At 60.7% G+C, this 23,445-nt stretch carries 17 protein-coding genes; 5 read left to right on the top strand and 12 right to left on the bottom strand.

Translation table 11 applies throughout. From position 1 onward, the window contains the following. The first annotated feature begins 37 nt into the window (after positions 1-37). Positions 38-1,252 carry a nicotinate phosphoribosyltransferase gene (gene pncB / locus LIY36_RS10410; RefSeq protein WP_226455618.1) on the top strand — a complete coding sequence of 405 codons (1,215 nt, stop codon included), beginning with the start codon at positions 38-40 and terminating at the stop codon, positions 1,250-1,252. Between the two features lie 3 nt (positions 1,253-1,255). Then, complete coding sequence (gene nadE, locus LIY36_RS10405; protein ID WP_192300253.1) at positions 1,256-2,083, top strand: ammonia-dependent NAD(+) synthetase; 828 nt, start codon at positions 1,256-1,258, stop codon at positions 2,081-2,083. 136 nt (positions 2,084-2,219) lie between these two features. On the opposite strand, the gene azu is transcribed toward nadE, so the two are convergent. After that, positions 2,220-2,666 (bottom strand): azurin, encoded by a 447-nt coding sequence (gene azu, locus LIY36_RS10400; protein WP_192300254.1) that lies wholly within the window; start codon positions 2,664-2,666, stop codon positions 2,220-2,222. Positions 2,667-2,998: 332 nt separating this feature from the next. Here azu and LIY36_RS10395 point away from each other — a divergent pair, with 332 nt between their 5' ends. After that, the gene (locus tag LIY36_RS10395) at positions 2,999-3,181 is read left to right on the top strand and encodes a hypothetical protein (protein WP_192300255.1); all 183 of its coding nucleotides are present in this window, start codon (positions 2,999-3,001) and stop codon (positions 3,179-3,181) included. Positions 3,182-3,401: 220 nt separating this feature from the next. Here LIY36_RS10395 and LIY36_RS10390 read toward each other — a convergent pair whose 3' ends face one another. From LIY36_RS10390 to LIY36_RS10365, 6 genes are all read right to left on the bottom strand, one after another. Further along, positions 3,402-4,292: a transglutaminase family protein gene (locus LIY36_RS10390; protein ID WP_226455617.1), complete on the bottom strand. Its 891-nt coding sequence runs from the start codon at positions 4,290-4,292 to the stop codon at positions 3,402-3,404. Beyond that, the gene (locus LIY36_RS10385) at positions 4,292-6,778 is read right to left on the bottom strand and encodes a circularly permuted type 2 ATP-grasp protein (protein WP_226455616.1); all 2,487 of its coding nucleotides are present in this window, start codon (positions 6,776-6,778) and stop codon (positions 4,292-4,294) included. The genes LIY36_RS10390 and LIY36_RS10385 overlap by 1 nt, the downstream gene beginning before the upstream one ends. A 149-nt stretch (positions 6,779-6,927) precedes the next feature. Further along, a complete protein-coding gene (locus LIY36_RS10380; RefSeq protein WP_226455615.1) occupies positions 6,928-10,218 on the bottom strand; it encodes a transglutaminase family protein in 3,291 nt (1,096 codons plus the stop codon). A 167-nt stretch (positions 10,219-10,385) separates the two neighbouring features. Further along, a complete protein-coding gene (locus LIY36_RS10375; RefSeq protein ID WP_226455614.1) occupies positions 10,386-10,892 on the bottom strand; it encodes a hypothetical protein in 507 nt (168 codons plus the stop codon). 425 nt (positions 10,893-11,317) lie between these two features. After that, a complete protein-coding gene (locus tag LIY36_RS10370) occupies positions 11,318-11,797 on the bottom strand; it encodes a hypothetical protein (RefSeq protein WP_226455613.1) in 480 nt (159 codons plus the stop codon). After that, positions 11,794-12,708, bottom strand: coding sequence for an NAD synthetase (locus LIY36_RS10365; RefSeq protein ID WP_226455612.1), 915 nt, complete (start codon positions 12,706-12,708; stop codon positions 11,794-11,796). Before LIY36_RS10365 ends, LIY36_RS10370 begins: the two co-directional genes overlap by 4 nt. Positions 12,709-12,895: 187 nt before the next feature. Between LIY36_RS10365 and LIY36_RS10360 the strand changes: the two genes are divergently transcribed. Beyond that, positions 12,896-13,384, top strand: coding sequence for an Hcp family type VI secretion system effector (locus LIY36_RS10360; protein ID WP_192300261.1), 489 nt, complete (start codon positions 12,896-12,898; stop codon positions 13,382-13,384). A 15-nt stretch (positions 13,385-13,399) separates the two neighbouring features. Here LIY36_RS10360 and LIY36_RS10355 read toward each other — a convergent pair whose 3' ends face one another. The 3 genes from LIY36_RS10355 to LIY36_RS10345 all read right to left on the bottom strand — a co-directional run bounded on the left by LIY36_RS10355 (position 13,400) and on the right by LIY36_RS10345 (position 17,287). Continuing rightward, positions 13,400-13,840 (bottom strand): hypothetical protein, encoded by a 441-nt coding sequence (locus tag LIY36_RS10355; RefSeq protein WP_226455611.1) that lies wholly within the window; start codon positions 13,838-13,840, stop codon positions 13,400-13,402. Beyond that, the gene (locus LIY36_RS10350) at positions 13,840-14,760 is read right to left on the bottom strand and encodes an NAD synthetase (RefSeq protein WP_226455610.1); all 921 of its coding nucleotides are present in this window, start codon (positions 14,758-14,760) and stop codon (positions 13,840-13,842) included. Before LIY36_RS10350 ends, LIY36_RS10355 begins: the two co-directional genes overlap by 1 nt. Before the next feature lie 223 nt (positions 14,761-14,983). Beyond that, positions 14,984-17,287, bottom strand: a complete 2,304-nt coding sequence (locus LIY36_RS10345) for a YgiQ family radical SAM protein (protein ID WP_226455609.1) — start codon at positions 17,285-17,287, stop codon at positions 14,984-14,986. Positions 17,288-17,501: 214 nt separating this feature from the next. Between LIY36_RS10345 and LIY36_RS10340 the strand changes: the two genes are divergently transcribed. After that, entirely contained in the window at positions 17,502-21,470 is a 3,969-nt protein-coding gene (locus tag LIY36_RS10340) for a dermonecrotic toxin domain-containing protein (RefSeq protein WP_226455608.1), read from the top strand. A 6-nt stretch (positions 21,471-21,476) separates the two neighbouring features. On the opposite strand, the gene dnaB is transcribed toward LIY36_RS10340, so the two are convergent. Together dnaB and rplI are read right to left on the bottom strand one after the other, a co-directional pair. Continuing rightward, a complete protein-coding gene (gene dnaB, locus LIY36_RS10335; RefSeq protein ID WP_192300266.1) occupies positions 21,477-22,874 on the bottom strand; it encodes a replicative DNA helicase in 1,398 nt (465 codons plus the stop codon). A 110-nt stretch (positions 22,875-22,984) separates the two neighbouring features. Further along, the gene (gene rplI / locus LIY36_RS10330) at positions 22,985-23,431 is read right to left on the bottom strand and encodes a 50S ribosomal protein L9 (protein ID WP_003171376.1); all 447 of its coding nucleotides are present in this window, start codon (positions 23,429-23,431) and stop codon (positions 22,985-22,987) included. Between the last annotated feature and the right edge of the window lie 14 nt (positions 23,432-23,445).

Raw genomic sequence — 23,445 nt, 5'->3', positions numbered from 1 at the left:
TCGGCGCCCATCGCCGATCCGTCTGGAGAGTCCCGTTATGAGCGAGAGTGTGTTTGCCGATCGCATCGTGCAGAACCTGCTCGACACCGACTTCTACAAGCTGACCATGATGCAGGCGGTGCTGCACAACTACCCGAATGTGGAAGTTGAATGGGAGTTTCGTTGCCGCAACAGTGAGGATTTGCGCCCGTACCTGGCGGAAATCCGCTACCAGATCGAGCGCCTCGCCGAGTTGAGCCTGAGCCCCGACCAACTGGGTTTCCTGGAGCGCATCAGCTTTATGAAGCCGGATTTTTTGCGCTTCCTCGGGCTGTTCCGCTTCAACTTGCGCTATGTGCAGACCGGTATCGAGAACGGTGAGTTGTTTATCCGCCTGCGCGGGCCGTGGCTGCATGTGATCCTGTTTGAAGTGCCGATGCTGGCCATCGTCAGCGAAGTACGTAACCGCTATCGCTACCAGAGCGTAATCCTCGAACAGGCCCGCGAGCAGTTGTACCGCAAGTTCGATTGGCTGACGGCCAACGCCAGTAGCGATGAATTATCCGAACTGCAAGTCGCCGATTTCGGCACACGCCGGCGTTTTTCGTACCGGGTGCAGGAGGAAGTGGTCAACGTGCTCAAGCATGACTTCCCCGGCCGCTTCGTCGGCACCAGCAACGTGCACCTGGCCCGCGAGTTGGACATGAAACCGCTCGGCACCATGGCCCACGAATGGATCATGGCCCACCAGCAACTCGGCCCGCGCCTGATCGACAGCCAGATCGCCGCCCTCGATTGCTGGGTCCGCGAATACCGTGGCCTGCTGGGCATCGCCCTGACCGATTGCATTACCACCGATGCGTTCCTCGGCGATTTCGATCTGTACTTCGCCAAGCTGTTCGACGGCTTGCGCCACGACTCCGGTGATCCCGTGCGGTGGGCCGAAAAAGCCATCGCCCACTACCACAAGCTGGGCATCGAGCCGATGAACAAGACCCTGGTGTTCTCCGACAGCCTGTCGCTGCCCAAGGCGCTGGAGATCTTCCGGGCGCTGCGTGGACGGATCAATGTGAGCTTTGGCATCGGCACCAACCTGACTTGCGATATTCCAGGGGTGGAACCGATGAGCATCGTGCTTAAAATGACCGCCTGCAATGGCCAGCCCGTCGCGAAAATTTCCGACGAAGCGGGCAAGACCCACTGCACCGATCCGAACTTTGTCGCCTATTTGCGTCACGTTTTCAAAGTACCTGCCATCTCTAGCAAGGAGTGAATCATGCAAGCCGTACAGCGTGAGATTGCTGAACAACTCAAGGTCCAAGCGCCGTTCAACGACCAGGCGGCCCTGGAGGCCGAGGTGGCCCGCCGCGTGGCCTTTATCCAGGATTGCCTGCGCAATTCCGGGCTGAAGACGTTGGTGCTGGGCATCAGCGGCGGCGTCGACTCCCTGACCGCCGGCCTCTTGGCCCAGCGCGCGGTAAAAGAACTGCGCGAAAACAGCGGTGATGCGGCCTACCGCTTTATCGCGGTGCGCCTGCCGTACGAAGTCCAGTTCGATGAAATCGACGCCACGGCCTCGGTGGACTTTATCGAGCCGGACGAGCGCCATACCGTCAACATCGGCCCCGCGGTGAAAGCACTGGCGGCCGAAGTGGCGGCGTTTGAAGGCAAAGCCGCAGTTTCCCGCGACTTCGTGCTGGGCAACACCAAGGCGCGCATGCGCATGGTGGCGCAGTACACTGTCGCCGGCGCGGCCGGTGGCTTGGTGATCGGTACTGACCATGCGGCGGAAGCGGTGATGGGCTTTTTCACCAAGTTCGGCGATGGTGCGTGCGACCTGGCACCGTTGAGCGGGCTGGTGAAAAACCAGGTGCGTTCGATTGCACGCTACTTTGGCGCGCCGGAATCGTTGGTGGAGAAGGTGCCGACGGCGGACCTGGAAGACTTGTCGCCGGGCAAGCCGGACGAGGCGTCACATGGCGTGACGTATGCGGAGATTGATGCGTTCCTGCACGGTGAGCCGGTGCGTGAGGAAGCGTTCCGGATTATCTGCGAGACCTACCGCAAGACTGCCCACAAGCGGGTCATGCCGTTCGCGCCGTGAGGTGGGCCTGGCAGTTCTGTATTGATTGTTAAGTCGCCTTCGCGGGCAAGCCCGCTCCCACACTTGACCGTGCTCCAACAGGGGAATGCGGTCGAATGTGGAAGCGGGCTTGCCCGCGAAGAACGATAACGCGGTCTTACTTGACGACCACCGTGCCTTTCATCATGGAGATGTGGCCCGGGAACGAGCAGAAGAACGCGTAGTCAGTCCCGGCGGCCAGTTTCGACACGTCGAAGGTCACCGAATCTTTCTCGCCGGCACCGATGATCTTGGTGTGGGCGATGATGCGTGCATCACCTTCCTTCAGGTAGTTCTTGTCGATGCCAGCGGCCATGCCGTCAGTGGCAACCGGTTGCATGTCGGCCGCGCTGGTCAGTACCCAGTTATGGCCCATGACGTTTTTCGGCAAGCTGCCCGAGTGTTCCAGGTTCACAGTGAACGTCTTGCAGCTCTTGTCGATCGTGATTTCCTTGGTGTTGAAGGACATCTGGTCAGTGGAGTCGACGGTGACCTTGCACTCTGCAGCAAGCAACTGGCCGCTAGCCAGAGTCAGCAGGGAAACAGCAACGAGTTTGGCGAACATGTGAATCTCCAAGGCAGGGTTTAAAAAACGCGGATTGCGACAAGGGTGCCTCAAGCAGGCATGAGTTCTTATGATCTGAGTCAACAGATTGTATACAACTTTAGGCTATCAGACTTATCAACACAATCTAACGGCCAAAGTACTACAACCGCCCTATGATCGGCCCACCAACCACTGGAGCCCGCATCATGCACCTCGACCAACTGTTCAACGGCCTGCTGGCCGCTTACGCCTGCGGTAAGTGAAGGCCAAGCGCGCTGCTAAGCTGCTACCATGGCAGCCCAAGGCAGCTGCGCGCCGCCACCCTCACCTTCGACCCTAGAGGATCGCCCATGGCCAAACCTAATTACTCCTTCGCCAAACGTCAGAGAGACTTGGCCAAGGAGCAGAAGAAAGAGGAAAAGCTGCAACGCAAGAAAGCCGCTGCAGAAGACGAAGCCAATGGGCTGAGCACCGATGTCGACGCTGAAGAAACGAACGACGAGAGCGAAACGCCAAAAGATCCGGCGCAATAATTGAGCGCTCCCACCTTGTGGTGAGCAGGCCCTGGGTATCTACACATCTTCTAAATCCCTAGGCGAATCCTGTAGTGAGCGGGCTTGCCCGCGCTGGGTGGCGCAGCCACCCTAAATCCAGGCGCCTCGGTCTTTCTGAAACAGCGCGGCGGCCCTATCGGGGCGGCTGCGCCGTCCAGCGCGGGGCAAGCCCGCTCACGACAAAAAGCCTGATAGCCAATCATTCCAGCGGCATCACCGTCACCCGCACCTCCGGGTCATGGCTACCGCCCCCCAGAATCACTCCCCGCAACGGCGACACATCGGAGAAATCCCGGCCCCAGGCCAGGGTGATGTGCTCCAGGGCCGGCTGCACATTGTTGGTCGGATCAAAATCCACCCAGCCCGATACCGGGCAATACACCGAAACCCATGCGTGGGACGCATCGGCGCCGATCAGCCGTGGCTGGCCGGGCGGAGGCTGGGTGAGCAGGTAGCCGCTGATATAACGCGCCGCCAGGCCACGCGAACGCAGGCAAGCGAGCATCAGGTGCGCAAAGTCCTGGCACACGCCACGGCGGCGCTCCAGCACTTCCACCAGCGGCGTGGCGACTTGGGTGGCTTCGGCATCAAAGGTGAATTCGCTGAAGATTTTTTCCATCAGCGCCTGCACACCGAGCAACAGCGGACGCCCCGGTGGGAAACAGCTGGCGGAGAACTCGACGAAGTTTTTCTTCAGGTGCACGTAGGGCGATTCGAAGCGGTAACGGATGGCTTCGATCAACTCATCGGACAGCGGCTGGCTGCTGTAGGTCAGGCTGTCACGGGCTTGGTCCCAGGCGGGCGATTGCTGGAAGTCCAGCGTCGGACGCGCCAGCACCTCCACGGTCAGCCCGGCGTTCACCAGCAGTTCGTCGTGGGGGCGCTCGAAGGCCAGGCGGGTGATCGGGTTGCCGAACACGTCCAGCTCATCGCGCCGCGACGAGGGCTGCGGGCTGATTTCCAGTTGCTGCTGGGTGCAGCGCTGCCACGCACACGGCCGGGGCCACAGGTGCGCCAACTGCTGGGCCAGGGACACCGGGCTGTCATAGTGGTAATGGGTATCGTGGAAAATCTGGTAATGCGCACTCATCACACCGACACCGTTTGCTGGCTGACATCATCCACGTGGGCAAAATGGCGCAGCGCGAGGCGATCCGACACTTGCCCACTCTCATCGGCGACCGCTTGCAGCAGGTCGGCCAGGCCGTCCAGCGCGGCACGTACGCTGGATTCGCCGAACAGCGGGTTCTCCAGGCAACCCAGGTCGAAATGCGCAAGGCGCTCGACCAGCGGGCCAAGCCCGGTTTCCCGGGGCACGCCAAAATCATCGTTCAAGCGCCGCAGGGTGCGGCTCACCAGTTTCAATTGGAACAGCACTGCGTGGGGGTTCTGCTCGTCCAACAGCAACAAGTCGAGCACCGGGATCAACTGCGGCACCGCCAGGTAGCGTGAGCGGTAGGTGATGCTGCTGTTGCCCAGTTCGAGCAACCACTCCAGCCCCGCCTGATCGAACACCGCCACACCCCGCAGAAACGCCGCCAGGCTGCTGCTCAGAAATTGCAGGCGCTCGATGCGTCGGCCCATCATCAAAAAGCGCCAACCTTCGTCACGGGTCATGTCGTCCAGGGCAAATCCGGACAGCGCCGCCAGGGACATCACCAGGCGGTTGAGGAAATCCAGCAATTCGCCGAAATCCGGCGCTTGGCTTTCCAACTCCAGGGCTTCGCGCTGCAACTCCACCAGCGCCTGCCAGTTCTCCCGGGACAACTTGCCCCGCACCTGGGACGCGGCCCACTGCAAACGCTGCAGATTGGCGCGCAGGCTCGACGGCCAGTCGTCACCGAGCATGGCACCCAGCAGGCGTTCGGGTAGCTCGCCCTCCTCCGGCAGCAACCGCAGGTTCTCGCCCAACTCCACCGCCGCTTGCAAGGCCAGCGGATCGTCGCCATCGACATAACGCGCCAGCACGATGCGCAGCCAGCGCGCACTGTCATCGCAGCGCTCGCAATAACGACCGAACCAGAACAGGTTTTCCACCACGCGGGACGGCAGGTAAGGATCGCGGCGCACCAGGTCATGGGCGCCGATGGTGCGCTGCGCACGCCATTGCTCGCCACCCGGCGCGCGTTCGCCGAGCACCCAGGTGTCCTTGCTCGCGCCGCCTCGTTGCATCGACACCACTTCGGCATCGGCTTGCGCCGCTACACGCGTCAGGCCGCCGGGCAACACGCGATAACCGTCATCGCTGGCCACGGCGTACACTCGCATGCCGATGGCGCGGTGTTGCAGATGGTCCTCCACGGTGTGCCACACCGGCGCCTGGGACAGCTGCGCCAGCTCTTGGGCGACGTAGGCGTAAGGGCGCGCGCGCATGCGTTCGGCCAGGGCCAGGCGTTGTTTGTCGTCCAGATCGCGCCCGAACACCGGAGCAAAACTCTGCGACGCAAACGCCGGCTTGATCAGCAGCTCGGGCAGTTTCTCAAGCGCTTCGGCCAGTACCGGCGCTTCACCGCACCACCAGGTGGCGATGGAGGGCAGGATCAACGCCTCGCCGAACAGGAACTCATTGATCTTCGGCAGGAAACCAAGCAACCCCGGCGACTCCAGCACGCCGCTGCCCAAGGCATTGGCCACCAGCACATTGCCTTGGCGCACGGCATCGAGCAGGCCGGGCACGCCCAACGCCGAGTCGGTGCGCAGTTCCAGCGGGTCGCAGAAATCGTCGTCGAGACGGCGCATGATCGCGTGCACCCGGCGCAGGCCGCTGAGGGTCTTGAGAAACACACTGCTGTCGCGCACGGTGAGGTCGCCGCCCTCCACCAGCGGGTAGCCGAGCTGGCGCGCGAGGTAGAGGTGTTCGAAGTAGCTTTCGTTGAAGCGCCCCGGCGTGAGCAGCACGATCAGCGGCGGCTGGTCATCGCCGGGGGCCTGGCGGGCCAGGGTTTCCTGCAGGGTGCGGAAGAAACCGGTGAGGTGCTGCACCTGCAAGTCGCGGTACAGGTCCGGAAAGGCGCGGGACACGATGGTGCGGTTTTCCAGTGCATAACCGGCGCCCGACGGCGCCTGGGTGCGGTCGGCAGTGACCCACCAGCGGCCGTCGGGTGTGCGCGCCAGGTCCACGGCGTAAAGATGCAGGAACGCGCCGTCCGGCGGTTGGATGCCCTGGCACGGCCACAGGAAGTTGTTGTGTCCAAATACCAGCTCGGCCGGCAGCAGGCCTTCCTTGATCAGGCGCTGCGGGCCGTATAGGTCGGCGAGCACGGCATTGAGCAGGCGCGCGCGCTGGACGATCCCCGCTGCCAGGTGCTGCCACTCTTCGGCGGCGAGCACATGGGGCAGCAGGTCCAGTTCCCAGGGACGGTCGGCGCCCTTGGGGTCGGCGTAGACGTTGTAGGTCACGCCGTTTTCCTGGATCTGCCGGGTCAGCAGCGCCTGGCGCTGGGCCAGTTGCGCGGGGGTGCTGCGTTGCAGGTGGTCGAGCAAGCGCTGCCAATGGGCACGCACCGCACCGCTGTCGTCCAGCAGTTCGTGATAAGTGCCCGCGGTCAGCGGGTAACGGTCGAGCAAGTCGGACATGGAACGCTCGGCAGAGGCAAAGAAGGTCGGATTCACCACAGTCTAATGTGGGAGCTGGCTTGCCTGCGATAGCAGTGGGTCAGTCACCAGAAGTATCGACTGGTACACCGCTATCGCAGGCAAGCCAGCTCCCACATTTTGAACTGCGTTCAGTCATTTTTATTGGGGAAGCGTCGTAGATCCAGGGTCATTGGCAATTCATCATTGATCACCAGAGACGGCACCGGAAGCTTCCCTGGGCTATGCCCAAGGCGGAAAAACCGCGCCATCCGCCGACTCTCCGCCTCGTTGGCATTCACCGGCAAACTGTCGTAATTGCGCCCGCCCGGATGGGCGACGTGGTACTGGCAGCCGCCCAGTGAACGTTGCATCCAGGTATCCAGCAAATCAAATACCAGCGGCGCATGCACCGGGATGGTCGGTTGCAGGCAGTTGGCCGGTTGCCAGGCGCGGTAACGCACGCCGGCGACAAACTCGCCCACGCGGCCGGTGGCCTGCAATGGCACCGGGATGCCGTTGCAGGTCAGCAGGTAGCGTTGCGGCGCCAGGCCGGTCAACTTGACTTGCAGGCGCTCCAGGGACGAATCCACATAGCGCACCGTGCCGCCCACCGCGCCCTCCTCGCCCAGTACGTGCCAAGGTTCGAGGGCCTGGCGCAGTTCCAGTTCGATACCGCTGACGGCGTAGTCGCCGACCTTGGGGAAGCGGAACTCCAGGTGCGCGGCAAACCATTCGGCGCGCAGCGGGTAGCCGGCGGCGTTGAGTTCGACGATCACGTCAGCGAAGTCCTGCTCGATAAAGTGCGGCAGCAGGAAGCGGTCATGCAACTCGGTGCCCCAGCGCGCCAGCTTTGGCGGCGCGTAGGGTTCGCGCCAGAACCGAGCGACCAGGGCACGCAGCAGCAGTTGTTGGGTCAGGCTCATGCGCGCATGGGGCGGCATTTCAAACGCGCGTAGTTCCAGCAAGCCCAGGCGGCCGGTGGCGCCGTCCGGCGAATAGAGTTTGTCGATGCAGAATTCGGCGCGATGGGTGTTGCCGGTCACGTCGATCAACAGGTTGCGCAGCAGGCGATCGACCAACCACGGCGGACACTCTTCACCCGGCTCAGGCATTTGCGCGAAGGCGATTTCCAGTTCATACAACGCGTCGTTACGTGCTTCATCCACCCGTGGTGCCTGGGACGTCGGGCCGATAAACAGCCCGGAAAACAGGTAGGACAACGAAGGATGGTTATGCCAGTAGCTGATCAGGCTGCGCAGCAGATCAGGTCGGCGCAGGAACGGTGAATCCTTGGGCGTCGCGCCGCCGAGTACAAAATGGTTACCGCCGCCGGTGCCGGTGTGGCGCCCGTCGATCATGAATTTTTCCGTGGTCAGGCGGGTTTGCCGCGCCTCTTCGTAGAGGAATTCGGTGCGTTCGACCAGCTCGTCCCAACTGGCGGACGGCTGCACGTTGACCTCGATCACACCCGGGTCCGGCGTCACGCGGAAGTTGCTCAGGCGTGCATCGGCAGGCGGTTCGTACCCCTCCAGCAGCACCGGGCAATGCAACTCTTCGGCAGTGGCCTCGATGGCGGCGACCAGTTCCAGATAATCCTCGACACGCTCCAGCGGCGGCATGAACAGGTAGAGGCGCCCTTCCCGCGCTTCGGCGCACAACGCGGTGCGGGTCAGCCAGTCGGCGGATTCGTCCACGCTGGGCGTACGCTCATCGCTCGGCGCAGGTTCGCCATGGCTGTTCAACTGGGCGGTCGTGGGCAGCCCCGGCTGATCCTGGTTCGGGTCCGTCGGGTGCACAAACGGATACTCCGCCGCCGTCACCCAGGGCTGCGACGCCAACGGCAGGCGATAGCCCAAGGGCGAATCCCCCGGCACCAGGCGGCAGTGGTTATCGCGCAAGTACCAGCGCCCGCTCTGCCAGCGGTCGTTGGCAGCCGTACGCGCCAGCGGCAGGACCTGGCCGATGACTTTGTCCAAGCCCTGGCTGAACACTTTGCGCAGGCGTTCGCGCTCCAGGTCGTCGCTTAGACGCGGGTCCTGGGCGGTGACGTTTTGCGGCAACGCGCCTTCGCGCCACAGGTAGTAGAAGTTGTCTTCAAACGCCGGGAATACAAAACGCGCCGGCAGTTTGAGGCGCTCGGCGACGCTGGCGAGGAAACGCCCGGCCATGGCGCCGTCCGCGCCGTAGTCTTGTTGTTCATCGGCGATCAGCGCGCTGTTGTGCCAGATCGGTACGCCGTCGCGACGCCAGTAGCAATTGAGTGACCAGCGCGGCAATTGCTCGCCGGGGTACCACTTGCCCTGGCCGAAGTGCACCAGGCCCTTGGGCGCGTAGTGCTTGCGCAGGCGCTGGAACAACTCGGCAGACAGCCGGCGCTTGTCCGGGCCGAGGGCCGCGGTGTTCCATTCGGCGCCGTCGGGGTCGTCGATGGAAACGAAGGTCGGCTCGCCACCCATGGTCAGGCGCACATCCCCCTTTAGCAGGTCGCCATCGATCTGCCGGCCGAGGGCCTGGATCGCCAGCCATTGTTCTTCGGTGTAGGGCTTGGTGACGCGCGGCGCCTCCCAAATCCGCTCAACCGACATTTCGTGGGTGAATTCGCACTCGCACGGTTCCACCAAGCCACTGATCGGGGCGGCAGACGATGGATCGGGACTACAGGCCAACGGGATATGGCCTTCACCAGCAAACAGACCGGAGGTGGCATCCAGGCCGATCCAGCCGGCGCCGGGCAAATACACTTCGCACCAGGCGTGCAAGTCGGTGAAGTCCACCTCGGTGCCGGACGGCCCGTCGAGGGCTTTGACGTCGGCGGTGAGCTGGATCAGGTAGCCAGACACAAACCGCGCCGCCAACCCCAGGTTGCGCAGCAATTGCACCAGCAGCCACGCCGAGTCACGGCAGGAACCGGAGGCGTTTTCCAGGGTGAACTCCGGCGTCTGCACGCCCGGCTCCATGCGGATCAGGTAGCCGATATCGGCAGCCAGGCGTTGGTTGAGGCCCACCAGGAAATCCACCGCCGGCAATGGCGTGCGGTCGATACCGGCCAGGTAGGCGGCGAACTTCGGCGTCAACGGCAAGGTTTCCAGGTACGGCGCCAGCTCGCGCTGCTCATCGGCGGCATAGCTGAAAGGGATTTTTTCGGCGTAGGGCTCGAGGAAAAAGTCGAACGGATTGAACACCGCCATCTCGGCGACCAGATCGACTTCGATACGCAGCTCGGCAGTCTTTTCCGGGAACACCAGACGCGCCAGGTAATTGCCCTGGGGATCTTGCTGCCAATTGATGAAATGCTGCTCGGGCAGCACTTTCAGCGCGTAGGACAAAATCCGCGTACGGCTGTGGGCCGCCGGGCGCAAACGCACGATCTGCGGGCCGAGTTCGACAGCGCGGTCGTAGCGGTAATGCGTAACGTGGTGCAACGCGACATGAATCGACACGGCGGCCTCCTGCGAGCCAGGGCATGGGGTTTGACGCGCGCAAGACTTATGCCAGCGCGGCAGTCATTGCACTTTGTCGTACGGCCCGGTGCAGTACAGCACCAAAACGGCGCCAACGTAGGTGCCCTGGTGCAACAGTTGCACATATTTGTGGCGGGTGTGGGGGATTACCTCGGTTTCTTTATTCTTATTATTGCGCGCTCGTGTTTGCGTCGTTTCTCGATGGCGTCCATTACCTTGCTGCGCAGGCGGCGAAGTTCTACGCAGTTGGCACGCATTTCCCCGTGGCGTTTACTGCTAAGCAGTACTAAACCGAGCAGCGGCCATACGACGCTTTCTACGTAAATAAATGGATGCGGTGAAAACCGAAAAGCCGGTAAAGCGAACAATAGGCAGGCGATGAAAAGACCGTACATGCCCCAGACCCATTTTGGTCGCCCGTAAGCGATCATGAAATTGCAGAGGGTGATAAAGAGGGCCAACACGACACAGGCTTTCTCAGCAGCAGACGCCGATAAAGCCCACGGAGCTGTGCGCGGGTAGTAGTGTTCCAACAGCGCCACGACAGCGGTCCCGCCTAAAATACCCATGAAGATGGCACCCATAAAGACGGGAAAAAACCGCAAAAGAAAGGGGCGCACCGGTATAAGAAATCTCACTCTGAAAAATTTCATTCCGAGATTTCCTCATGCAGCCCAACCGCGATAATCCGGATGTTCCCAGACCTCACACTGCCAGCAATACTCGATACGGCGCCAAGGGCATCAAGCATCTGAATCATGGTCCCACGCCTTACTTCAGACGAAGTGAAACGCTTGGGCATCTCACCAGTCATCTGCTTTAGCTTGAGCATTTTTCGGGATATTTACTGGGGAAACCGTCTTTCAACACACTGGAAGTCATCCCTTTACTCCGGTTTTTCACAAGAGCGCAGAGGGTAAAGACTGGGCATCGCGTAAAAATGTCAGAAGCTTCGCTTTATCCAGACAGGCACTTCCTGATCACGGTGTAGCGTCTTGTAGGCCATGTCCCGAATAAGAAAAAGTACGCCCCGCGCCACTACCGGCGGACATCATTACAGGGAACGACAATAGGGGAGTCACCTCGATTTCTTTATTCGGATTATTGCGCGCTCGTGTTTGCGTCGTTTCTCGATGTCCACCGTGACTTTGCGGCGCATATGACGAAGCTCTACGGCCGTGGCGCGCATTTCTCGATGGCGCTTGCTGTGAAGCAGTAGAAGACCAAAGGCCGGCCAAAAAACACTACTGGCGTAAACAAATGGATATGGCGAAAACTGAAAAGCTGGCAAAGCAACCAGTAAACAGGCAAAGAACAGGCCGTACATGCCCCAGGCCCACTTCGGTCGCCCATAGGCGATCATGAAATTGCAGTGCGTGATAAAGCAGGCCAGCACCACAGCCGCAGCTTCAGCAGCCGAATTCGATAAGGAGGGTAAGTAATAGTTTTCAACCAGCACGACAGCGGCAGCACCACCGAAGAGACCCGAAAAAATCACGCCGATAAACACGGGAAAATTAAGGACCAGAAAAGGTCGAAGTGGCACGAGGAATTTCATTCTGACGCTTGCTCGTAGAGTCCTAACGCAATTGTCCGAGTGTTCCCGGACCGCACACTGCCAGTAATGCTTGAGATAGCGCCAACGGCGTCAACCATCTGCACGACGGTCCCACGCTTTATTTCGGCCGAGGTGTAGCGCTTGGGTAGCTCTCCAGCCATTTGCTTCAGTTTGATCATTTTCCGGCTGATTTCTGGGTGGTTGATACTCAGTAACTCCTTGGTCAACTTTACCCGTTCCTGTCGACTCAGCCCTTTTAGTACCTGATGCGTGTTTTTCCCCGTTGTTTTTTTGAGCATGCTGACAAATCGAACCGTCGACATCGCCGCATTACTAGCACCTAACAACGAAGCGGCATCCAATCCGGCCATTACGGCCTGGTACCACGGTTCACCATCCAAAGCGTCGTTACGAGCAGGGTCAGTCATTTCGTTGTAAGTCCGACGAGCGCCGATCACGCATTGAACTGAACTGGCTATCGCTGACGAATAACCAATGGCAGCAACCACACCCGTCGCCCCAAAGGTAAAAGGACTCAGCGCCGAGCCGCCCACCATCACCAACCAACTGATCACCGCCGAAGCACACGCAACCCCCGCATTCACCGCCTCAAACGTCACATCCGCCTCTCGCGGCTCATTCGCCAGCCGCCGTGCAAACTCCACCCGCCCTACATAACTGGGCGCCTCCCGCAAAATCACCTTCTTGGGCACAACGCTGCAAATCGGCTGGAACTCGCGCAAGACGATCACCCGCAACTGCGCATCGAGGTACACCACGCCAGCACCGACAATCGCCGGATCAGCATCAATGGCGGCAAACAACTTACGCAGATCAATCGTGCTTTCCACCCACTGCCGCGTCGTCAAGTGCGCACTGGGGAACCCGTCTTTCAACACACTGGAAGTCATCCCTTAACTCCGGTTTTTCACAAGAGCGCAGAGGGTAAAGACTGGGCATCGCGTAAAAATGTCAGAAGCTTCGCTATATCCAGACAGGCACTTCCTGATCACGGTGTAGCGTCTTGTAGGCCATGTCCCGAATAAGAAAAAGTACGCCCCGCGCCACTACCGGCGGACACCAGTACAGGGAACGACAATGGCAACTGATATGTTTTTGAAGTTGGGCGACATCAAGGGCGAATCCAGGGATCAGGCCCATCGCGATGAAATCGAGATCAGTCGATGGGGCTGGGGCATGTCGCAGACGGGCTCGATGCATAGCGGCAGCGGCGGTGGTGCGGGCAAGGTCAATATCGAGAACCTGTCCATCTCGAAAGTGATGGATAAGTCCTCACCCAACCTGATGATGGCCTGCTCCACCGGCAAGCATTACCCGCAAGCGCGGCTGGTGGTGCGCAAGGCCGGGGGCAGCAGTGCGGTGGAGTATCTGGTGATCACCTTGAAGGAGGTGATGGTGACGTCCTACCAAACCGACGCGGTGAAAAACAGTGACGAACTGACAGAGGTCATCGGCTTGAATTTCGCAAGCGTCGAAGTCAGCTACCAACCGCAGAAAGCCGACGGCGGCAAGGACGGCGGTGCGGTGAAATACGGTTGGAACATTCGTCAGAACGTGAAAATCTGACCACGCGAGCCAAGGCTACAGCCCCACCTTGGCCGCCTCACGCATGCGGCGCACACCCACCAGCTTGCCCACCATCGCCCGATAGCCCTTGCCGTTGATCAGCAACAACCCCAACAGTGGCCAGAACAGACATTCGCTGTAGATAAACCAGTGGGGGCCATAGGCCAGTGTCGGCAGGGTCACCAGCAGACACACCACGAAAAACCCGACCATACCCCACACCGCCCAGGCGTGCCCGCGCACGACCAGGATGTTGCTGAGGGTCACGAACAGCGCGGCAAACAGCACCACGAACCACGACACCGTCGCGTTGGTAGCCATCGGCACGTCGGCGAAGTAGGTGCTGGCAGCCAGGGAAATAGCGCCGGAGCCGCCCAGGCAGCCTGCGAGAATCACACCGATGAACGACGGGAAATGTTCCAGAAGGAATGGTTTCAACGACGGCACGCCACGCATTATTCGGACTCCTCGTACAAGCCAATCGCCAGGGTTTTCTTGACGTTATCCGAACGAGCCAGCCCCCAGCTGCCGAGCCCGGCGCCGAAGGCGTCGCCGATCTGCACGATGGTGGCGTGCTTGAGCTGGGTCGGGGTGAACCGCTTGGTCAACTCGCCACGCAGTTGCAGGAGCTTGCGCATCTTGGTCGACATCTGCGGGTCAGCAAGTTTCAGCAATTCCTTGGTCAGCTTCTCCCGCTCCTGGCCGTTGAGGCCCTTGAGCACCTGGCGCAAGCTTTTGCCGGTGGAGGCGCGGGTGACGTTGATCAGTTTGACCGTGGTCAGCGTCGACGCGCCCACGCCGACCAAGGCCGCGCCGTCCATGATTTTTGTCGCGGTCTGATACCACTCTTCGTTATCCAGGTAGTCGTTCATGCCTGGGTTGACGATTTCATTGCGCGTGCGATACGCGCCGAAGAAGCACGAGGCGGTACTGGCCGTGGCGCTGGCATAGCCGATCACGGTCATCACCGAACTGGCGCCGGCGGTGAACGGCACGGCGATAGTACCGCTCAGGACAACGAGCCACCCGATGATCGCCCCGCCGCAGGACAATGTGGTGTTGATGGCTTCGCCGATCAGCCGTCCTTCGCGCGGGTTGTTGACGACCTGGTCGGCGAACTGTGCCGGCGCGATGTATTTCTGTGCCTCGCGCACAATGATGCGCTTGGGCAGGATGCTGCAGATCGGCTTGAATTCGCGCAGGGTGACAACGTTGAAGTCGGCGTCGATATACACCACGCCGGCGCCGACGATAGCGGGGTCGGCGTCGATGGCGGCGAATAGCCGGGGTACGTTGATTTCACTTTCTATGCGCTGGCGCGCCATGAACTGGGAGCGGTTGGAGTCCATGCCGATGCCGGCCAGGGGGTTGCCCATGGGGGTGTTCTTCCTTGAAATTGATGTTGGCTGACCTGACGCCTTCGCGGGCAAGCCCGCTCCCACATTTGGCCGCATTCCCACAGGATAAACGCGGTCATCTGTAGGAGCGGGCTTGCCTGCGATGGCGATTGAATGGGCGCCACCTTAACAAACCGGCGCGCCACCGAATAGAAAGCAAAACGCCAGCACTCGGCTGGCGTTTTGCATATTCACGCGTGGATCAACGCGGCACCACCGGCTTGCGCGCAGGCTTGCCGCCCTTGCCCTTCGCCGCATCGCTACGTTCCTTGGCGGCCTGCTTGTTGCGGGCCTGGGCCGCGGCCTTGGCTTGCTCACGCTTGTCCCACGGGTTGCTGCCGTCACTGCCGCGCGGTGGCAGGCCGGTGTGCTGGGTGAGGATCCTGGTGGTGGTTTCCTTGGCGACCTTATGGCTGCCGGCCGGCGTCGAGTTTTTGCGACGGGCGCTCTGGTAGCTGTCAGTGCTCGGCTGGTGCAGCGGGATCAACTGCTCCTTGCCCGGACCGATCAGGTCGGCGCGGCCCATGCGGGTCAGTGCCTCACGCAGCATCGGCCAGCCTTTGGGGTCGTGATAACGCAGGAACGCCTTGTGCAGACGGCGCTGCTCTTCGCTCTTGACGATGGTCACCGCGTCGCTCTTGTAGGTGACCTTGCGCAGCGGGTTCTTGCCCGAGTGGTACATGGCCGTGGCGGTGGCCATTGGCGACGGGTAGAACGCCTGCACCTGGTCGGCACGGAAGCCGTTGCTCTTGAGCCACAGGGCCAGGTTCATCATGTCTTCATCGGTGGTGCCCGGGTGGGCGGCGATGAAGTACGGGATCAGGTACTGCTCCTTGCCCGCTTCCTTGGTGTACTTCTCGAACATGCGCTTGAACTTGTCATAGCTGCCAATGCCCGGCTTCATCATCTGGTTGAGCGGACCTTCCTCGGTGTGTTCCGGGGCGATCTTGAGGTAACCACCCACGTGGTGGGTTACCAGCTCCTTGACGTATTCCGGCGACTCGACCGCAAGGTCGTAGCGCAGGCCGGACGCGATCAGGATCTTCTTCACCCCCGGCAACGCACGAGCGCTGCGGTACAGCTGGATCAGGGAAGAGTGGTCGGTGTTCAGGTTCGGGCAGATGCCGGGGAACACGCACGACGGCTTGCGGCACGCGGATTCGATTTCCGGACTCTTGCAGGCGATGCGGTACATGTTCGCGGTCGGACCGCCGAGGTCGGAGATCACTCCGGTAAAGCCCGGGACCTTGTCGCGGATCTCTTCGATCTCGCGAATGATCGACTCTTCGGAACGGTTCTGGATGATGCGGCCTTCGTGCTCGGTGATCGAGCAGAAGGTGCAGCCGCCGAAGCAGCCACGCATGATGTTCACCGAGAAGCGGATCATGTCGTAGGCCGGGATCTTCTCCTTGCCATACGCCGGGTGCGGGACGCGGGCGTAAGGCATGCCGAACACGTAGTCCATTTCTTCGGTGGTCATCGGGATAGGCGGCGGGTTGAACCACACATCCACTTCACCATGCTTCTGCACCAGGGCGCGGGCGTTACCTGGGTTGGTCTCCAGGTGCAACACGCGGTTGGCGTGGGCGTAGAGCACCGCATCGCCGCGGACTTTTTCCACGGAAGGCAGGCGTATCACCGTTTTGTCGCGGGTCATGCGCGGGCTGGCCAGGATCTGTACGACCTTGGCTTCTTCCGGGTCATCCACCGGCCCCTTTTCCTGCTCGATGGCGCAGGCCTGGGTGTCCTGGGTGTTGACGTACGGGTTGATGATCTTGTCGATCTTGCCCGGGCGGTCGATACGCGTGGAGTCCACTTCGTACCAGCCTGCCGGCGTGTCACGACGAATGAACGCGGTACCGCGCACGTCGGTGATGTCTTCGATCTTGTGGCCCCACGACAGGCGCTGGGCGACTTCGACAATCGCCCGCTCGGCGTTGCCGTACAGCAGGATGTCGGCGCAGGCGTCGATCAGGATCGAGTTGCGTACGCGATCCTGCCAGTAGTCGTAGTGCGCGATGCGGCGCAGGGAGGCTTCGATGCCACCGAGCACGATCGGCACGTGCTTGTAGGCTTCCTTGCAGCGCTGGCTGTACACCAGGCTGGCGCGGTCCGGGCGTTTGCCGGCCATGCCGCCGGGGGTATAGGCGTCGTCGGAGCGGATTTTCTTGTCGGCGGTGTAGCGGTTGATCATGGAGTCCATGTTGCCGGCCGCGACGCCGAAGAACAGGTTCGGCTCGCCGAGCTTCATGAAGTCGTCTTTGGACTGCCAGTTCGGTTGGGCAATGATCCCGACGCGGAAGCCCTGGGACTCCAGCAGCCGGCCGATGATCGCCATGCCGAACGACGGATGGTCAACGTAGGCATCACCAGTGACGATGATGATGTCGCAGGAATCCCAGCCAAGCTGATCCATCTCCTCCCTGCTCATGGGCAGGAATGGCGCTGGACCGAAGCATTCGGCCCAATACTTGGGATAGTCAAATAACGGCTTGGCTGTTTGCATGACGGTGACCGGTGTTGAGATGAAAAATCGCGGGGGCGGAATATAGCACAAATTTTGACCAATTCCGACGGCAATGGTCGGCTTTTGCCACGCCCCCTGCTTAATCCGGCAACAAGCCTAATTTGCGGGTGTGCGGGGCCTAATCCGCTAGGCCCTTGCCCTACGGCGCCATGAATAGGCTTTCGCAACGCCCCCTATTCCATTGGAAATGCCGATGAACAGTCACACCGCTCTATCCCCGCCCGCCCCGGGCCCCGATGCCCACGCAGACTTCATCAAAACCCAGCTCCCCACATGGCTGGCCCGAGCGCCGGCGGATATACGCACCGCCTTGCGCAACAGTTTGCTCAAAGGCAATCAATCCAGGCATCAACTTCAAGCGGTCTTCGATCGCATCCAGAGCCCGGAGGCGTTCGCGCTCCCCCTGCTCGAGCAGGCCATGAAGAGTGAGTACCTGACGCTGCTGGATGCGAAGACGTCGATCCTGGTTCGCGAGTGGAAAACCAGCCACCTGCTCGGACTGCTGCATACCCACGCACGCACCACCGAACAATCCCTTCTGGAAGCGGCGCTACAGAACTTCGAGGCGTCGGAGGCTGAAGACGATGGCATGGAGGCAGGCTCGAAGATTCTTAACACCAGCGCCTCCGGGCGCATTGATACATTGCAATCACCCACCCTCTTCGCCGGCTTCTGTCGCCGGCTGGACCTGGGCGGCAAATACCTCAACCATATTCGCGCGGTCATCAAATCCAGCGTGGTGGTGCGCGGACACTTCCGCGAGCACGAACAACACAAGCTCGCCGTGGCTGCTCAGTTGGCCTACCTCAAGGGCGACATACCGCAAACCCTTTACGAGGACTTGAGCGGCCTCACAGAACACGGCCATCACGTTGCCCTGACCTGCAACCATCTGACCATCGGCGGGGTGGTGCTGCCCAGCGTTCTGGTTATCTACGACCTCCGGGCCGAGACCCAGCCAATCCTCTACACCCCCGAAGATCCGACAGCCCCCATCCGTCTACACCAGACGATGCAGGAACTGGAAACACAACTCACCGCACGCCTTCTGCAACCGCAATACCTGGCGTTTTTCAAAGGCCTGGTCCCCGTGCACTTGCGAGAATCACTACTGGCCGTGAAGCCCAGTTGGGTGGATTGGCTGCCTGTTGGCTCACCGGGAAAAATCAGGCCCGCCCACCTGGAAAAACCGCTGACACTGACTGGCATCACTGGCCATCTGTTCCAAGCCATCAGCTTGAAGCGTTTCGCGCAGATCGAAAGCGACGCTTGCGCAGTGGCAGTCCCCACAGCACAGGCCGACATTATCAGCCGACAAAAGCGCTTGCAGTACTACATAGACCTGGGCAAATCCCTGCTGTTTTTCGCCGCATCGTTCGTGCCCATCGTGGGTGAAGCGCTCCTGATTGTCACCGGCGCGCAATTGATCGGCACGGTCTACAACGGGTTTGCCGCCTGGCGCCGAGGCGACAGCCACGCAGCGCTCGAAGATCTGTTGGACGTGATCGACAATGTCGCCATGGCCGTCGCCACCGCCGGCGCCATCAAGGCCGGACGGTTCACTGCGGGGCTGGTGAAAGTACAGGTGCGCAACCAAGGATGGCGCCTGTGGCACGCTGACCTGAAGCCTTACCGTCAGCCGGAAGCGCTGCCCAACCATTGGGTTGCCGACAAACAGGGGCTGTATTCTCACGAACAGCAGTACTACGTGAAACTGGATGACCATGCCTATGCCGCCCGACGCTCACCCATTGGCAGCCAATGGGAGCTGTCACACCCCTCTGACCCGCATGCGTACTCGCCGCCGCTGCTCACCAATGGCGCAGGCGGTTGGCGCCACGCGCACGAGACGCCCCTGGACTGGGACAACTTCAAACTGATCAAGCGACTGGGCCCCGACGCTGCCAACATCAAGCCACACGCCGTCGAACCTATCCTGTTGCTAAGCGGCGCAGACACCACGACGATACGCCTGGCCCATGAAGAGATGGTCCGTCCACCGCCCTTACTGCGTGACACCGTCAGGCACTTCAACCTTGACCAGGAAATCAGTGATTTCAACCTGGAACGCGCCGAGGGTGCCTCGGTGACAGCGCTATCGCCACTTATTCAGTTTCACCTGCTGGGCTCGCTGCCGGAGTGGCCCGCCTCGTACGTATTGAGGGTCGTGGACAAGCAACAGAAAATTTTGATGAGCGCCGGCAATGGAACACTGCAAATCAACGTCAGTGAGGCCCGGTTCAGAAAGGGAGAGCTGTTGCATGTGGTGCAAGAGCAGTTGCCACAGACCGAGTTCAATCAGCTTTTGCCCCCTACCCCCATCGACTATTTCACCAAAACCGAAAACCTGGCCACGGTATTGACCAAGCACGCCTCGCAAAAAAAACAGTGGCTGTTTTCCCAGCTCAATGGCGCAAGTGAAACCGCCATCACCCCGGCTGAAACAAGCATGCGCACACTCATACCGGAACTGACCAAAAGCCACCTCGAAGAACTGGAGTCCACGCTTACGCAGCCGGAACACCAGCGCCTGCAAAAGGGCGAAGGCCTGCCCGACCTATTGCTTGAGGAGGCCAACGCCTACCGCTGCGCGGCAGACGCCACGCGGCTAAAAAGCAGTATTTTCCTCGGCTCGATGCGCAACCGCGAGAGCGTGCCGATGGCGCTGTACACCCTGGAACAGATTCCCGGCTGGCCTGCCTCCCACAGGCTTGAACTGTATGATGGCAGCGCCGACGGCCCGCTTCTGGGGAGTATCGGTGACGGCGAGGCCAGCGCACCGCATGCCTTGATCCGACAAGGCGAGCTATACGCCATCCACGACGCCCAAGGGGCACAACCGAGCGCCCCCCTTCCTCTGCCTGAGGCGATTGAGCAAACACTCTCCCCCACTGAACACAGCGCACTGCTCAGCCAATCGGGCACAACCAGCCTTGAGCAGGCACTGCACAAAACCGCCCAACGGCTATTGGCCGAGGGCCCGACGCCTTGCCGAGCCTTGCCGCCTTTCCCGCCGGCATCAAACGGCGCAGGAATAGCACTCGACCCGCTATTCGCGGAAACGGCGCCGTTGTCCGGGCTGACAGCAGGGCCTGACAACATCCATCGAACCCCTGCGCTATCGGACGGCAGTTGCCGTTATTACATTCAAGACAGTCAGAAATATTACCGAGTCAAACCTGCCCATCCGGGATGGCGGCTGATCGACACCCGCAGCCCTTTCAGGTTCTATCAACCCTACCTGCGTAACAAAGCCGGAGGGGGGTGGGAAATTGATCCCGCCAAAGGAAAATTACTCGGCGGAGGAAACTCCCCTACACCGTCAGCTGAAGACATGGATTCGAGTGCGGATTTTGAGTCGACCCACACCTCCAGCACGTACCTGTCCGCCGAAGAGGGCTGGGTAAAGGCGCAATACACACGTCAAGAACTGAACCACATGCGCGCCGAGCGCGGCTATCAATTCAGCCAAAACTACCGGGGTCATTATGATCGTGCCAACAACGGCCGTTATCCGCTACGCGACCAACAAGGCAAGCCGATGCGTATTCGGCTGCTACAAAGTCGAGGAAGATCGTTAACGTCCAACCGTGTATACGAGAATATTCAGCTTCGTCCATACATCCGGTGGGAAGGCTATGAAAGCGTCGCACAGCTTTATGAAGACAAACTCGAGGTGGTGCCCTTCACAGCAGCCCATCAACGATTTCCCCAAGAAGCCTCGCTGATCGGCCAAGCCACCGTTATCAGCCGGCGCCCCCTCGCAGCCGGTGAAGCACTGGGTGTCTACGGTGGAGAGTTGTTGCCCCTGTTCATTGCCAAGGCGCGCAGGGACCCTTATCTGATGGCAGTGAAAAACGTCAGGCCGACCACTCCCTTTGCAGTGAATACCCAGCCAGTGCTCTCTGGAGACAATGTGCTGTCGCGGATCAACACCCTATTTGACTACGACACTGCGGGCACCCCGGTCCGGCAGGCCGCCACTGGCTATAACGTTGAAGCCGCGCAGTTTCGGGTCCAGGCCCAAACAGGCGACGGCCCTTCGGAGCAACTGATCCTCACCGGGCTTTTTGCCAGCGAAAACATCCAAGCGGGCAGTGAGTTACGCTGGAACTACCAATACGACGAAGCCACGATCCGGGATCTGTTTGCCAGGCCTTAGCCAGCGTTACTCGTCATCGTCGAAGTTGTAGCTACCCGGCGCCAGGTTCTCGAAGCGAGTGTACTTGCCGATGAACGCCAGGCGGATAAAGCCGATCGGCCCGTTCCGCTGCTTACCGATGATGATTTCGGCGATGCCCTTGTGCTCGGTCTCGGGGTGATACACCTCGTCGCGATACACGAACATGATGACGTCGGCGTCCTGCTCGATCGCTCCGGATTCCCGCAAGTCGGAGTTCACCGGGCGCTTGTTGGGACGCTGTTCCAGGGAGCGGTTGAGCTGGGACAACGCCACCACCGGGCAGTTGAATTCCTTGGCCAGGGCCTTGAGGGACCGGGAAATCTCGGAAATCTCGTTGGTGCGGTTGTCGCCGCTGGAGCCGGGGATCTGCATCAATTGCAGGTAGTCGATCATGATCAGCGCAATGTCGCCGTGCTCACGCACCAGGCGGCGGGTACGTGCGCGCATCTCCGACGGGCTGATGCCCGCGGTGTCATCGATGAACAACTTGCGATCGTTGAGCAGGTTGACCGCCGAGGTCAGGCGCGGCCAGTCGTCGTCTTCCAGGCGACCGGCACGGACCTTGGTCTGGTCGATACGGCCCAGGGACGAGAGCATCCGCATGATCAGCGATTCACCTGGCATCTCCAGGGAGTACACCAATACGGTCTTGTCGCTGCGCAACACGGCGTTTTCCACCAGGTTCATCGCAAAGGTGGTTTTACCCATGGATGGACGGCCGGCGACGATGATCAGGTCGGCCGGTTGCAGGCCGCTGGTCTTCTCGTCGAGGTCGGTGTAGCCGGTGGAAATACCGGTGATGGCGTTATCGGTATTGAACAGCGTGTCGATACGGTCGATGGCCTTGGTCAACAGCTCGTTGACGCCCACCGGGCCGCCAGTCTTCGGGCGTGCTTCGGCGATCTGGAAGATCTGGCGTTCGGCTTCGTCGAGGATCTCGGCGGCGGTGCGGCCTTCGGGGTTGAAGGCACTGTCGGCGATTTCGGTGCTGATGCCGATCAACTGGCGCAGGGTGGCGCGCTCGCGGACGATCTGCGCATACGCCTTGATGTTGGCGACGGACGGCGTATTTTTTGCCAGTTCACCGAGGTAGCCCAGACCGCCGACTTGGGAGGTCTGGCCTTCCTTGTCCAGCTGCTCGGCCAGGGTCACCACGTCGATCGGCGAGTTCTGGTCGGCCAGCTTGGCGATGGCACGGAAGATCAGGCGGTGGTCATGGCGATAGAAATCACCGTCCGAGACTTGATCCAGCACGCGTTCCCAGGCGTTGTTGTCCAGCATCAAGCCACCGAGCACGGCCTGTTCGGCCTCGATGGAATGCGGCGGCACCTTCAGGGCAGCGGTTTGCAGATCGTATTGCTCAGGAGCTGAAATATCGTTCATGGCCACTTGGAATTTGGGGTGTGTAGAAAAACAAAAGGCACGACCTGTAAACAGGATCGTGCCCGATGTTAACCGGCTGACACCGTAGGTGCCAGTCAGTTAGGTGCGACTTAAGCTGCTACCACGACAACGCGTACGGTGGCTTCAACTTCGGCGTGCAGGTGCACGGCTACGTCGAATTCGCCTACGTTGCGGATGGTGCCGTTCGGCAGACGAACTTCGCTCTTCTGCACTTCAACGCCGGAGGCGGTCAGTGCATCAGCGATGTCGTGGGTGCCGATCGAACCGAACAGCTTGCCTTCGTCACCGGCGGTGGCAGTGATAGTCACTTCCAGCTCAGCCAGTTGGGCAGCGCGAGTTTCGGCCGAAGCTTTCTTGTCTGCTGCTGCTTTTTCCAGCTCAGCACGACGCTCTTCAAACGCAGCCAGGTTGGCAGCGGTTGCAGCGGTGGCTTTGCCGTATGGCAGCAGGTAGTTACGACCGTAGCCGGCCTTAACGTTCACTTTGTCGCCCAGGTTGCCCAGGTTGGCGACTTTTTCCAGAAGGATCAGTTGCATGTGAAAATCCTCTA

Source organism: Pseudomonas sp. AF03-9, assembly GCF_020515815.1.
Taxonomy (GTDB): Bacteria; Pseudomonadota; Gammaproteobacteria; order Pseudomonadales; family Pseudomonadaceae; genus Aquipseudomonas.
Note: the sequence above shows the minus strand (reverse complement) of the source record. Positions and strands in the feature narration are given on the sequence as shown.

Coding starts and splice junctions, on each gene's coding strand:
- LIY36_RS10385 (WP_226455616.1), bottom strand. CDS start 6,778: ATGTCCGACTTGCTCGACCGTTACCCGCTGACCGCGGGCACTTATCAC.
- LIY36_RS10350 (WP_226455610.1), bottom strand. CDS start 14,760: ATGGGCAACCCCCTGGCCGGCATCGGCATGGACTCCAACCGCTCCCAG.
- LIY36_RS10345 (WP_226455609.1), bottom strand. CDS start 17,287: ATGCAAACAGCCAAGCCGTTATTTGACTATCCCAAGTATTGGGCCGAA.
- LIY36_RS10370 (WP_226455613.1), bottom strand. CDS start 11,797: ATGAAATTCCTCGTGCCACTTCGACCTTTTCTGGTCCTTAATTTTCCC.
- LIY36_RS10375 (WP_226455614.1), bottom strand. CDS start 10,892: ATGAAATTTTTCAGAGTGAGATTTCTTATACCGGTGCGCCCCTTTCTT.
- rplI (WP_003171376.1), bottom strand. CDS start 23,431: ATGCAACTGATCCTTCTGGAAAAAGTCGCCAACCTGGGCAACCTGGGC.
- dnaB (WP_192300266.1), bottom strand. CDS start 22,874: ATGAACGATATTTCAGCTCCTGAGCAATACGATCTGCAAACCGCTGCC.
- nadE (WP_192300253.1), top strand. CDS start 1,256: ATGCAAGCCGTACAGCGTGAGATTGCTGAACAACTCAAGGTCCAAGCG.
- azu (WP_192300254.1), bottom strand. CDS start 2,666: ATGTTCGCCAAACTCGTTGCTGTTTCCCTGCTGACTCTGGCTAGCGGC.
- LIY36_RS10340 (WP_226455608.1), top strand. CDS start 17,502: ATGAACAGTCACACCGCTCTATCCCCGCCCGCCCCGGGCCCCGATGCC.
- LIY36_RS10365 (WP_226455612.1), bottom strand. CDS start 12,708: ATGACTTCCAGTGTGTTGAAAGACGGGTTCCCCAGTGCGCACTTGACG.
- LIY36_RS10390 (WP_226455617.1), bottom strand. CDS start 4,292: ATGAGTGCGCATTACCAGATTTTCCACGATACCCATTACCACTATGAC.
- LIY36_RS10360 (WP_192300261.1), top strand. CDS start 12,896: ATGGCAACTGATATGTTTTTGAAGTTGGGCGACATCAAGGGCGAATCC.
- pncB (WP_226455618.1), top strand. CDS start 38: ATGAGCGAGAGTGTGTTTGCCGATCGCATCGTGCAGAACCTGCTCGAC.
- LIY36_RS10355 (WP_226455611.1), bottom strand. CDS start 13,840: ATGCGTGGCGTGCCGTCGTTGAAACCATTCCTTCTGGAACATTTCCCG.
- LIY36_RS10395 (WP_192300255.1), top strand. CDS start 2,999: ATGGCCAAACCTAATTACTCCTTCGCCAAACGTCAGAGAGACTTGGCC.